The sequence below is a fragment of the Rhizobium album genome (assembly GCF_003122325.1).
In the GTDB taxonomy this organism is placed as follows: Bacteria; Pseudomonadota; Alphaproteobacteria; order Rhizobiales; family Rhizobiaceae; genus Metarhizobium; species Metarhizobium album.
The window spans coordinates 1-12380 of sequence record NZ_QFBC01000040.1; the positions used below are offsets into that span (position 1 = coordinate 1).

Annotated in this window: 9 protein-coding genes; 1 reads left to right on the forward strand and 8 read right to left on the reverse strand. The window is 62.8% G+C overall.

Annotated elements, in window-relative coordinates; all coding sequences use genetic code 11:
* A partial coding sequence (locus DEM27_RS32990; protein WP_128755627.1) for an ArdC-like ssDNA-binding domain-containing protein occupies nt 1–376 on the reverse strand: 376 nt, incomplete at its 3' end.
* 279 nt (nt 377–655) lie between these two features.
* On the reverse strand, nt 656–1243 hold the full coding sequence (locus tag DEM27_RS32995; protein WP_109462460.1) for a hypothetical protein: 588 nt from the start codon (nt 1241–1243) through the stop codon (nt 656–658).
* On the opposite strand from DEM27_RS32995, the gene DEM27_RS34310 reads away from it, so the two are divergent.
* Entirely contained in the window at nt 1242–1397 is a 156-nt protein-coding gene (locus DEM27_RS34310) for a hypothetical protein (protein ID WP_165823736.1), read from the forward strand. The genes DEM27_RS32995 and DEM27_RS34310 overlap by 2 nt on opposite strands.
* 238 nt (nt 1398–1635) lie before the next feature.
* Here the strand turns inward: DEM27_RS34310 and DEM27_RS33000 are convergent, their stop codons facing one another.
* The 6 genes from DEM27_RS33000 to DEM27_RS33030 all read right to left on the reverse strand — a co-directional run bounded on the left by DEM27_RS33000 (nt 1636) and on the right by DEM27_RS33030 (nt 12018).
* Complete coding sequence (locus DEM27_RS33000; protein ID WP_109462461.1) at nt 1636–1947, reverse strand: hypothetical protein; 312 nt, start codon at nt 1945–1947, stop codon at nt 1636–1638.
* Nucleotides 1944–2834 (reverse strand): DUF7007 domain-containing protein, encoded by an 891-nt coding sequence (locus DEM27_RS33005; RefSeq protein ID WP_109462462.1) that lies wholly within the window; start codon nt 2832–2834, stop codon nt 1944–1946. The genes DEM27_RS33000 and DEM27_RS33005 overlap by 4 nt, the downstream gene beginning before the upstream one ends.
* Nucleotides 2831–4576 carry a ParB N-terminal domain-containing protein gene (locus tag DEM27_RS33010; RefSeq protein ID WP_109462463.1) on the reverse strand — a complete coding sequence of 582 codons (1746 nt, stop codon included), beginning with the start codon at nt 4574–4576 and terminating at the stop codon, nt 2831–2833. Before DEM27_RS33010 ends, DEM27_RS33005 begins: the two co-directional genes overlap by 4 nt.
* A 552-nt stretch (nt 4577–5128) precedes the next feature.
* Nucleotides 5129–10219, reverse strand: coding sequence for a DEAD/DEAH box helicase family protein (locus DEM27_RS33020; RefSeq protein WP_109462465.1), 5091 nt, complete (start codon nt 10217–10219; stop codon nt 5129–5131).
* Between the two features lie 92 nt (nt 10220–10311).
* Entirely contained in the window at nt 10312–10917 is a 606-nt protein-coding gene (locus DEM27_RS33025; RefSeq protein WP_109462466.1) for a DUF1419 domain-containing protein, read from the reverse strand.
* Between the two features lie 72 nt (nt 10918–10989).
* Entirely contained in the window at nt 10990–12018 is a 1029-nt protein-coding gene (locus DEM27_RS33030) for a DUF3991 and toprim domain-containing protein (protein WP_109462467.1), read from the reverse strand.
* Nucleotides 12019–12380 lie beyond the last annotated feature (362 nt).

Below are 12380 nucleotides of genomic sequence, written 5' to 3' on the forward strand. Positions count from 1 at the left end.
CATCTTGGGCTTTCATTCCCGCTTCACACCACGCCGTTACCGACGTCGCATGGGGAAAGTGGCGACAGAGTTGAACACTACTCATGGACCCATGGGTCACTCCTTTCATGCGACTTTCACGTCGCACAGCCTGTTTGAATGTCATCCACATCGAGGAGGAGAAACCGCGCGAAACCTGTTCCGACCACAACAGGAGCACGTTCATCCCCGAATAGGGCAACCCGTTGTGGCGTACCGGCCGGGCAATCCGACCACTGGTATTGGCGGCGCTCCATGGTTTGATCCAGGGGCGGACACCCTGCTCGAGATCCTCGACAATCCGATCGGTGATCCGCGTGTAAATGTCGATGCGATCCGCTTCCGTTTTCCTGGTCATAACTTCTATCTCCTTCTCTTCAGACCGCGCCTGTCGCGGTCCGTCACGGAGGTCCGAAGTCAGGGGCCGGAGGTCGAGCCCATGCACCGGAACGGCCGCAACAGCGTGGAGGACGGCAAAGCCGTTGCATGGGCGCCCGGCTCCTGCAGGACCGCCGAGCGGGACGGACCGCGACAGGCACGTCTCCAGCTTTCACTCTCGACATGGGAAAAAGGCCGGCGCTTTCAGGCGCCAGCCTCGTGGTAAAGGAAAAAGGGCGGGGTTGACCCCGCCATGGTGTCATCCGAAAGCCGCCATCTGAGCCTCGGCTGCCTTGCGGTCGAGCGATGCGCCCGGGTTCTCGACCGGCCGGTCGAAGGGCTTCCAGGTCTCGCCGACGACCTGTTCGTAGGCGGCCACCGCACCCTCGGCCGCCATCCGCAGCGCATGGGACTGGACACCCATGTCGGCGGCGAACTCCCGCTTGCGCTGGGCGCCGCTGTCATAGCCGACCGGACCGTCGAGATCCTCGTCGCGAGCATCGTTCGATGCCTTGGCCGTTGCGTCGCGCGCTTCGGTGACGGCGCGCGAGTAGAACTGTCCGGCGCCATGCGCTGATCCGACGAAGGCCCCGACGATCCGTTGCAAATGGATCTGCATCGCCTTTTCGCCCAGGCCTTCGGAAAGGCTTTCGGCGGTCTCGACGATCAGCCGCTCATGCAGGCTGCGGATGCCATCGCTGTCGACGATGGCCGTGCTGAAGCTTTCGGCGATCTTGAGTGCCTGGACGGCGTCCGGGCAGGAGAGGCGGACCATTTCGAGGGTGGTGCCGCGGCGCGATTGTGCCGATCGGGCGGTGGAGCGATTGGGGGTGGCGGGCTTGGCCATGTCTGTTCCTTCCGTGGCTGCCGAAGCGGTTCCGGCCCGTGCCGGTCTGCCCTTCGATGCGGACGACCAGAACCGGCAAGGGACGGGCGGCTTCACAGGTTCGATCCAGCTGAACCAGCAGGGCAGGTTTGCGGGCCAGCAGGTCTTGACCTGAGCAGCCCGCGGGCCTGCCCTCGCGCAGAGAGACTGGATCGGCCGCCCCGCGGCGCGCAAGCGGCCTTGAAACGACCGGCCGCCGGTTCAGACCGCAACAAAAAGAAGGGCAGTCCGGCACGGCTCCGACGTCAGATGCACGCTAACGGGGGACGACATGGCCGAGCCCGCAATCCTGGGAGATGAGATGGCCGCAAGATGAACAGACCCGCCGAATGCAAAGCCCGCTAGAGGTCTTCCTATCTCGCTCCTGGCGAAACAGGTGCATCACCGCAATGCTCGAGCGCGTCGATGATCTGCTCTTGCACCGCCAGCCGTGATGCGAGCGTGTCGAGTTCGCCCCACCGTTCGAAGGCCAGGCGGTCGACAAGCTCCTGATGATACAGACGGGGACCGGATCGGCGTCGCGCCCGGCTCCGAACCTTCACCGTGATCGCCTGCCGGCCGGCGCGCGCTGCAATCTGCCGGTTTAGACAATCGAGATGCCGCTGGGTCTCACACCGGGCGCCGATTGCCTTCGCCAGCGGTTTCGGGGCGAGGACGTCGATCATGACCCATTCTCCCGGCCTCGCCAGCCGACGAAAGAAGACGGCCCATGATACTCAGCATGACGAACTGGATCGATGACGAAGCCAAACCGGCCACGCCCGGCATACTCGTCGCTCGGAACAAGGAAGCGACGCTCATCAACGTCAGTCCGTCGGTTACCTCCGAGAACAGCCACAACCTCGGTCATTCCGGGGTGCTGACCGGAGAAGATTGCCGACATGACGATGTAGTCCGTAGCATGACGGTCATCGAACGCATTGCGATCCTTGGCCCAGCTTTCGCCCTCGACCAGCTTGGCACCGTGAATTGCCTCCCAGGCATCCGGCCAGGTATTGCGGATGGTCTTTTCGGCCGCGGCCCGCTCATATCCGGTGAACAGGTCCGGAAAGCTGAGCGCCACGATCGCCCATTCGTTGTCCTCCTCGTACCAGGGGGTCTCCTTCCGCAGCTGCGGATGGACTTTAGCATTCCGGTCGGAAGAGAGGTGAAAGCCGCCATGGCCGGCCGTACTATGGGCGACGACGCCCTCGGCATAGATGACTGCGATCTGCGAGCCGCCCCAGGGCGTGCTTGCCGACATGCGCGTCTGCACGCGGCTTAGTTTCGCCAGATCGCGTTTGTGACCTGCCGTGTCCGCGACGCGCCTCCGGAACTCGGCCTCGTCACCCACCCGGCCGTCGTGCCCGATGAAATCGGCGCGCGTGAGCTCTGCCAGAGACCGGCGAACGAAGACTGCACTCGCAAGGAATGCGAAGCCGCTGGGCGACGTGACCATGCCCAGGACGAGATCATCAATGCGGGCGACAGGCATGCCGTCCGCGCTTGTGGCAAACTCCACCCCCGAAAGATCGGGGGTGGGTGGTGCTGGGTTCGATTTGAGGGCGGTCATGCTGCCGCCCTCTGATCGAAATCCTGATCGTGCTCGTCCACGGAGCCGAGATCGGTGCCGTGCGGATCGTCGTGATCCGCTTCTTCGCCGGCGTGGCCTTCCTGCTCCTCATCATGACCGTCGTCATCCTCATGCCCACCCGAGCCGATGACTTCAGTGGCTGCACCTGCGCGGATCCAGTCGAGCAGCTCGTCGGCCGGCGGCGCGAAGCGGCCCGCGGGATGGACGAAGTGCTGAGTTGCGAAATGCTCGACCAGCGCTGCGCGGGTCTCACGGACCTTCTGCCGCGGCTGAACCGAGGCCTCGGCGCAAGCCGCTTCCAGCGCCTGGCGCGACAGGCACAAGAGGAAGTCTTCCGAGCCCATGTTCGGCAGGAATTCGTCGGCGCCGATCGCCTCACCGGCGATGCGCGCAACCATGCCGCTGTTCGACATGCCACGGCGGCACGAGAGCACATCGATCAGCACAGAGCGAACGGCGACCCGAAGCGCATCCTGATCGGAGGCGAGCTTGCCATGCTCATCGAACAAGCCGATTGCATGCCGTGAGAAGCGCTTTCCGCCATAGAAGGTCCCGTCCGCACCGGAGTCGACACGGACGTTCTGTCCAGCAAAGGCGAGCACCATCAGCGCCATCAGCATGTCGTCCTCGATCGGCGCGCGACCGAGCGCATCGTGCAGCGCATCCGTGCGATAATCGCCGATCATGTCATGACCCTTCTGGGTCACATCCGGCCGCGCCTTCGGCGTAACGATCGCATCTGCGTCGTCACCGCCACCAACAGAGCCTTCACCTGCAGCACCCTTCGGCTTAGCGGCTTCCGGCATTCTATAGTGGACAGTCTGCACCTTGCCGTCGCGATCGAGGTACATCGCGGCGTGGTCGGATTTGGACGGCTTGCCATAGACCTGAGAAGCCTTCTTCGGCAGTTCCGGTTGGCCCCAGCTGTTGACCTCGACGATCCCGCCCTTCTTCGGCAGGTTGCTTGTCATCCACTCATGTTGCGCACCGAGAAACCCTTCGACATTCGTGGTATAGCGACCATCCTGGTCGGCCGGCGCGAAGAGATCCTCGACCCATTCAATGCCGTAGGCCTGAGCGAGATCATCGCCAAAGCTCGCATCTTTGGCATACATGCGCTTCTTGGTCAGCGCATTGGCAACCTGCCACCAGGGCGCGGTGTCGCCCTTCTTAGGCTTGTGGGCTTTCCAGACCTCCTTCTGGTCGACCTGGCCAGCGGCCGCAATCACACGCAGCTGTTGCTCGTTCGGCATATCGCCTAGGGCCATTTGTTCGAGCATCGCCGGCAGGACGTTGGCGAGAAGGCGCAGCTTTCGGATCTGGCGGACGGGAAGGGCGAGAGCGACGGCGATTGCCTCCTCGGTCCAGCCGAGGGCTACGAGCCGTTCGATACCGCGCCACTGGTCGACCGGGTTAAGGGCTTCACGAACACTGTTCTCGACCATCGAGCGCATCGCGCCATTGTCGTTGGCCGCATCCACGACCAGGATCTCGATTTCTTCGAGGCCGGCGGCGATCGCAAGCCGGACGCGGCGATGGCCGGCATCAATGATATAGCCGTTTCCACCGTCGGCTTCCGGCGCGACCACCGGCGGCTGGACGATGCCGACCGCCTTGATTGTCGCCAGCATCAGCGCGTCGGCCTGTGGCGACGACTTCGACTGACGCATCCGGTCTGGGTTTTCCTTCAGAGCGCGCGGGTCAACCTTCATGATCTGCATGGGATTGTTCCTTTCGGGAGAGTTCCGGACCGGCGCCTTGCCAGCCCTTCCTGTCTTCATTTTTTCTCGAAGACACCTCCCGGACCGCCGAGCGGCCGGACTGACGCAACTGCGACCGAGCATCCCTGCCGCGAAAGACAAGCGGGGCTTACAGCCCTGCGAAGGACGAGTGGCCGGGATGTCGCAGGTGGCGGTTGAGCGACAGCGGCGGCAGGAGGACCGATCGGCGACCGGTTCCTCCCTCCTCCTTCTCTTCCGTTCCCTCTCTTGAAGAACCGACGCGGGCACGCAGCGGCCCGAACTGCACGTGAAGACCTCGGCTGGAAACAGAAACGCAAAAAGGGCGCTCGACCCACGAGGGGGAGCGCCCTTTTACCGATCCCGGACGACATCGAAAGCCACCGCGATAGCGGCGACAGGACATCATCTGAACGGGAAGTGATCCTCAGATATTATCGGGGTTGAGGATTTTCAAGTATCGGCCCCCGCCATCTGGCGAAAGCTATGGCGGGAGCAGGACCAAGCCGCAAGACCGGCCTGGACTTACGTTTGTCATGCGGCGATCTGGCCTGCTTCAGCAATGGCGGAAGCAGCCAGTTCTTCCTCGATCTCGCGAAGCTGTCTCCTTTTCGCGCCGAGTTCCTCGGCGAACTGAAAGGCGCTACCGATCCGCGATTTATAGGAATTCAACCGGCGCTCACCCTCTTCGAGCCGCCTGCGATACTGGCCTTGCTCTTCGTTGAAGCCACTTAGCGCGTGCTCCAGCCGTGAGATGGCACCAAGCGGCGTGACCGTGATCGCCAGATCGATCTCGTATTCCGCGCCGGTTCGCTGGAGCAGCGTCTCGAAGCGATAGCCATCGCCCTTGCCGAAGCGCTCCCCCTCATACACCAGATCGAAGCCGCCGATCGTCGCCAGATGAACCTCTCCTCCCTGCTGGAGTTGCAGCAGTGTGAGGATCTCCTTCATCAACGCGCGACCGGCCTCCTTGCGCTCGGTATGGCTCTGGCCGAGCACCGTCATCGTGAAGGCGTCGCCAGTCGTCGGCCGCAGGCGTGCAATGTCCTTGCCGATCTCGCCGATGCGCCGGGTCGAGACCTCGATGTCACGCTCGGCATCGCGCATCTGCCGGCGAACGGCATATTGGTCGTCCTCGTGGGCGGCGCGCAGGCGCTCGAGCCGAGCAATATCGGCCTCAAGTCCAGCCTTCTGCATCAAGCGTTCGTCGCCAGATGCGATGGCCTTGGCCATGGCGAACTGGTTGGCTGCGCCTTCACCGACATCGTCGAGGCGCCGGATCGAGGTATCGCCGGACAAGGCGGCCGCGATGAACCGGGCCTTGCGCTCATTGTTTTGCCACATGCTGGCGTCGAGACTTCCTTCCGTGGCATAGGCGAAGATATCGACCTCGTCATGCTGATTGCCCTGCCGCACGATCCGGCCCTCGCGCTGTTCGATCTGCGAGGGAAGCCACGGCACATCGAGATGGTGGAGGGCCTTGAGCCTCAGCTGAGCGTTGACGCCTGTGCCCATTGTTTCGGAGCTGCCGATCAGGAAGCGGACCTTGCCGGCCCTGACATCGCCGAACAGCCGCTGCTTGGCCTCGGTCTTCTTATAGTCCTGCATAAAGGCGATCTGCGCGGCGGGCACGCCAAGCCGGACCAGCTCGTCGCGGATAAAGCGATAAGCCGAGAAGCCACGCGATTTCTCGACATTGATCGTGCCGAGATCAGAAAAGATCATCTGGGCGGCGCCCTTCAGATCGAAATCCTTGCCATCAGAGCGGCGATAGATGGCCTCGCCAGTCTTCTGCCATATCCGGTAGGCATTGCGGACCAGAAGATTGAGCTTGTTGTCCGCCTCATTGTCCGCCGCAGGCATGACAAAGCGCAGGTCGATTGCGGCATGGCGGCCATCGGCGATGACCGAGAGCAGGATGTCGTCGCCGGGCTTTGCCGGACCCTCGCGCTTCTCGATCGCCTTGATCCGGCCATCGAGCATCTGCTGATAGGTCTTGAACAGCGCCGTCGGCTTGGCCGTCAGGATCTGCCTGCGCCCAGTCGAGATGTTCGGAACCTTCACATGCTGCCGGAGATCGTCCGGCATGACGACATCCGCGAAGGACCGGAACATGGCGATGAGCTCGGGCACGTTGACGAAGGAGGAGAAGCGGCTGACCGGCTTGTATTTGCCGGATGGCTGGATCTCCAGTTCCGTGGTCGTATCGCCAAAGCAGGATGCCCAAGCATCGAACTCGTGCAGCCCGCGCTCAGCAAGGGCGGCATGACCGAGCAGGCGCTGGATCGAGAACATTTCTCCGAGCGTGTTGGTGATCGGCGTACCGGAGGCGAGGACCAGCGCCCGGCCGGGATTGCGTGTCTCGATGTAGCGGGATTTGACATAGAGATCCCAGGCGCGCTGCGACCCATTGGGATCGATGCCCTTCAGCGTCGACATGTTGGTGGCGAAGGAAAGCTTTCGGAACTCCTGCGCCTCGTCGACGACGATCTGGTCGATGCCGATCTCGGAGATGGTCAGCAGGTCGTCCTTGCGAGTGGCGAGTCCCTCCAGACGCTCTTGCAAACCTTCCTTCAACCGCTCAAGGCGCTTGCGCGAGACGCGATCCTCGCTGTCGACTCTGGTCAGCAGATCCTCATAGAGCTGCAACTCATCTTGGATCATCGCCTGCTCAAAGGTGGAGGGAACCGCGATGAAGCGGAAAGCGGAATGGGTGATGATGATCGCGTCCCAGGTCGCGGTCGCTGCACGCGACAGGAACCGGGCGCGCTTGTCCTTCGTAAAATTCGTCTCGTCGGCGACGAGTATTCGGGCATTGGGATAGAGCGCCAGGAATTCGCGGGCCGCCTGCGCCAGGCAATGGCCCGGCACGACCAGCATCGCCTTGGCGATCAGTCCAAGACGGCGCTGTTCCATGATGGCGGCGGCCATCGTCATCGTCTTGCCGGCGCCGACGGCATGGGCAAGGTAGGTCGAGCCATCGGCGATGATCCGCCAGATGCCACGTTTCTGGTGCCCATAAAGAACAAAGGCGCCAGAGGCGCCGGGAAGTTTCAGATGGGAGCCGTCGAATTTGCGAGGCGCGATATTGTTAAAGCGGTCGTTGTAATCCCGCGCCAGCCGGTCTGTGCGATCGGGATCGCTCCAGACCCAGTCCTGAAACGCCTGCTTGATCCTCTGCAGCTTGTCGCGCGCGGCTTCGGTGTCAACGACATTGAGGACACGCCGCTCGCCATCGACGTCCCTGAACACATCGAAGATCTGTGGGACCCGGCTGTTGAGCGCATCGGCGAGCAGATCGCCGGCATGGCGGCGATTGGTGCCCCATTCGGACGTGCCGGCGGCGCTATAGCCAAGTTGACGGGCCTCGACCGTCCAGGACCCGAGCTCCGGCATATGGTGGATGCGGATGTCCGCCTCCATCTTCTCCTTAACGAAGGCGACGACATCGGAAGCCGGAATCCATGGCGCGCCAAGACGCGCAGTGATGTCGGAGGGACGCAAGTCTGCCGGCTGAACATCGGTCAGAGCGCGGACATTGCGCTCATAGGTTGGATCGAGCTCGGCCGCGGCCTGCGCGGCGGCCAGTTTGGTGCGCACTGCTCCGGAAAGATACCCGTCGGCTGTCTGCCACGATCCATCGGCCGGGTCATGGAAGATTGCCGCGCCCAGCTCGTCGACCACGTCAGCCGGATCGCTGTGGAGCAGCTCGGCGATATGGTCGATATCGACACGGCCGCGTTCGTTCAGCACAACGGCGAGCGCATCGGCAGGCGATGTGATGGTCGGGGCCGCTGGCGGCGCGATCACACGTTCGGAAAAGATTGGACCTGGCTTCGCCGTGTCGGTCTCCAGATCATAGTCTTCGATCGACGCCACCAGCCAGCAATCGGGGTCGTCACGGAAGGGTGCAAGGTTCGGCTGGCGATGGGTTTCCTTGACCTCGCCTGTTTCGGCGTCTTCCTGAATCGAAACGGTGGTGTGGTTGACCGGCCCGAAGTCGCGGACAAAACTCGACCAGGCGATCCGCAGCCGAACCTGCAGATCACGCCACGGACGATCGGTTTCCTGCGCCTTCAGCACCTCGCGCACCGCATTGCGGATCGGGATCAACTTTGAAATGATCCGGATGTGCTTTTCCGGGATACCATCCCCGGTGCGGCCCTTGCGGACCGTGACCGGCACGGCCTCGCCGTCGAGCATCTGCATTAGGCCCTTGGCCCGGTCGAGGAAGAAGCTGCCCTCGCGAACAGGCCTGTCCTTCGGCTGCAGATCGACGATCTCGGCGAGTTCGTCTTCCAGATCGATATCGATCGGCGTGGGTTCGCCGTCGTAGAGATCGGCCGGCAGAAGATCGATGGCAGCGCCAAGCGCCGCTTCGAGATCCACGCCATCGCGAGGCCGGCATGTGTAAGTCTCGCCGAACGGCCCCGACGTCAGCGCGTGAGTGCCGAGGACGAAGTCGGGGTGGCGTGTGAACCACCTGTTGACGCGTATGGCGCCTTCATCGTCGGTGGCCGGCCTGACATCATCGACATCCAGCCACATCTGATCGCCTTCCGGCTCGCCCGGCTTCCGCTTGCGGAAAAAGAGGATGTCGACGACGACATCCGTGCCGGCATCGCGGCGGAAGCTGCCCTCGGGCAGGCGGATCGCCGCGATCAGATCGGCCGATTTGGCGATATGTTTGCGCGCCGTCGTATCGGCCTTGTCCATCGTCCCATGCGAGGTCACGAATGCGGCCAGCGCGCCGGGCTTCAGCAGGTCGATGGATCTGGCGATGAAGTAATCGTGCAAGCGAAAGCCGAGCGATCGATAGGCGCGGTCCGAGCGGACTATGCGATCGGAAAAGGGCGGATTGCCGATGGCGAGATCGTAAATCGGCGCCAGATCGGTGCGGGCAAAGTCGCCGTTGATGATCCGGGCCTTCGGCTGCAGCAGGCCGACTATACGGACCGTGACCGGATCGAGCTCGATACCGGTGACATAGGCCGCGTCGCGATAGCGGTCCGGCATGAGAGCAGGGAACAGACCCGTGCCGATACCCGGTTCCAGCACCCGTCCGCCGCACCAGCCGAGTTTTGCGATCCCGACCCAGATCGCCCGAATGATGAACTCGGGCGTGAAATGCGCATATTGGGTGCATCGGGCAAGCAACGCATACTCTGCTTCCGAGACCGCAGCTTCGAGCGAGGAGCCGAGGTCGTCCCACCCTTGCCGGAAATCAACCTCGCCCGGCCGGCGGAACACACCGTTGGCCAGCTCGCCGGCGCCGAAGCCGGTAAAGCGGATCAGCTGCGCCTGCTCCTTCGGCGTTGCCGGTCGGTCCTGCTTGGCGATGCCGTCGGCGACGAGGATCGCCGCGACATTGGTGCGGGCGCGATCCTTCCAGGTGGCGCCCAACGCGCGGTCGCCATCAAGATAGAAGTTCGCCCGAGACCCTGCTCGCCGAACAGCCGCGGGAATGACGGGGAGGGCAGGGGCCGATGCGGGCGGAGTGGGATCCGGGTCGTCATCATTGGCGGCATCGGGAGAGAAACCGCCAAACGCGGTCACACCAAGCCCGAGGCCGGAGGAAAGGGCTGAACTGCCGAATATGTCGAAAGTGAAGGGATCGTTGCTCATGGGAAAGGCTCCTTTGGAAAGCGGGCGTGCGAAAGCGTCCGGTCGAGGATGCGACCGGCTGCAGTGCCCGGATTGTAGGGATTGGTTCTGGCTTAGGCCGCAAGGACCGTGGGAAGGTGGCGCAGATGCACCGGCAGCTTGGCCGCGATTTCGTCGTCGGTCAGCGTATCGAGCAGCTTCAGGAACGTCCCTTCCTTGCCGCCATAAAGCATGACCGTGCGATGGCCCTGGACCGGCTTTGGCCAGCGAGGCCCAGCATAACCACGATAGTCGTCCGCGGTGGTGCTCCAGATATGTTCGAGCCGCTCCTCCCGGCTCATCGCCCGCACCGGCCGAGTTTCGCGATCGACGATTGCCGAGCGCATCGCCTCGACCGAGTTCGGATCGGACAGGTCGCAGTAGGTGTGGAAATAGCGGACGGCGTCATCGATATGGATCGCGTAGAATACCGAGGTCACGGAACCGGTCATGAACTCGCACATCGCAAAGATCGGTCCCCGCATCCAGAGTGGCGGAAGGATCTCGAGCATGTAAGTGTAGGAGGTCTCGTCGATTTCGAACCACTCGCCGGCATAGGTGGCCGACTGATCACCATCAAAACGATCTGGGCGCTTGGCGTGCCGATCGAACATCCGGAACATGTCGGCGCGTTTGGCCACACCCTGAAACACTTTGCGGGGGAGGGATATCGAACTCATCTGCTTGTCCTTTCGAAGTTTGGGGACGAAAGGCAGCGATGTCGTTTCGACCTCACCATCCTCTTCAGTCCTTCATGACCCCTCCCGAGCGGCCGGCCTCGCGTCCGGACGGGTCAAGGGCCGGCCTTGGCTGGGCGAAGCTTCCCTTGATGCGGCCGACGCGCATGCGGCAGGCCTCATCTTCTTCTCCAATTTCCTTTCCCCTCTCTCCTTTTCCCTGGTTTTCAGAACCTCGTTCCAGTCGTCCGCCGGCGGACGTAGCCTCTGCCAGTCGCAACCCCATGCCTCGGCAAGCGCACGCAATCGCTCTGCGTAGACGTCCCCTTGGGAATTGGCATCCGTCGCAGCCACCAGTGTCAGCTCTGGTCGTACAGCGAGTTCGCGGAGCGCGGCATCGGTCGCCGGTGACCATCCGCCGCCGGTGCTGAGATAGAGCGTACCCTCGCGTAAACCCTCGAGCGCTGCGAGGCTCATCGCATCGATCGCGGCCTCGGTGATGCAAAGGCGGTTAGCGTCGCTCGGACCCAATCGGAACAGAAGCTTGGAGCCCCCGGTTGAGAACCCGCGCCATTCGGGCCCTCGCTCTTCCCAGCCGACCACTCGGCCATGGCTATCAACATGCGCCGCCCAAATGCTGCCGAAAGGTCCTTCCCGCAGTATGTCTTCCCGAATGGCCTGCCGGACTATAGCAGGCGGGATTGAGCGCTCCCAAGACAGATAGTGCCACGCGCCCGATCCGGGCGGAGGCGAGCGCCGGCATCGCCAACGGTCACCAATGGCCTCGTTTGCCACCGAAGACCGCGACGGACGCCATTCTGGCCGGGAAAGCTGAAACCCGACCAGCGCTGCGACAGCTTCCGCGGCAGCTGGGAACGGGGTCTTTTCCAGAAACATCGCGAGGCCGAACACGTCACCCTTCTCGTCACCCAGTGGATCGAACCAGCCTCGTCCATGATGGGTCACAATAATGATGTTGCCACCGTGTCGGTATTTGACGGCACGACGGGTGCTTTCCTTCAGATCGACTTCATATCCAGCTCGTTCCAGCAGCGCTTCACAACTGACCCTGGCGCGCAGCGCCTCTAGTTCATCTCGTTTCATATTTTCTTCGGCTGCACGGCGGCCGTCCTTCCTTCACTCCCGCAATCTGCGGGCCACCTCTGTCCCGTCGCGAAGAGCGGAGGGGGCAAGGGCGCAGCGCGCAACTGACAAAAGTTGCAGCAGAGCGCTGCGGCGAAGCTTCCCTTGCGGCCGACAGGTCGCCAGCGGCAGGAACAGGCGGGTCTCAATGAGACCCGCGAGGGAGATACTCGTGCTTATGCTCATCTCCGCATAAGCACGAATATGAGCCGTGGTGACTTATGTTCACCTCAGGCTCGATCGCCCTGCTTTGCAGAGCATCCTCGACTTTCACCTGCACATAATAAGCTCGTTGCCCGTCAATCCTCAGCGTCGGGCACAGG

Coding starts and splice junctions, on each gene's coding strand:
- DEM27_RS34310 (WP_165823736.1), top strand. CDS start 1,242: ATGTCTGTTCCTTCCGTGGCTGCCGAAGCGGTTCCGGCCCGTGCCGGT.
- DEM27_RS32995 (WP_109462460.1), bottom strand. CDS start 1,243: ATGGCCAAGCCCGCCACCCCCAATCGCTCCACCGCCCGATCGGCACAA.
- DEM27_RS33000 (WP_109462461.1), bottom strand. CDS start 1,947: ATGATCGACGTCCTCGCCCCGAAACCGCTGGCGAAGGCAATCGGCGCC.
- DEM27_RS33005 (WP_109462462.1), bottom strand. CDS start 2,834: ATGACCGCCCTCAAATCGAACCCAGCACCACCCACCCCCGATCTTTCG.
- DEM27_RS33010 (WP_109462463.1), bottom strand. CDS start 4,576: ATGCAGATCATGAAGGTTGACCCGCGCGCTCTGAAGGAAAACCCAGAC.
- DEM27_RS33020 (WP_109462465.1), bottom strand. CDS start 10,219: ATGAGCAACGATCCCTTCACTTTCGACATATTCGGCAGTTCAGCCCTT.
- DEM27_RS33025 (WP_109462466.1), bottom strand. CDS start 10,917: ATGAGTTCGATATCCCTCCCCCGCAAAGTGTTTCAGGGTGTGGCCAAA.
- DEM27_RS33030 (WP_109462467.1), bottom strand. CDS start 12,018: ATGAAACGAGATGAACTAGAGGCGCTGCGCGCCAGGGTCAGTTGTGAA.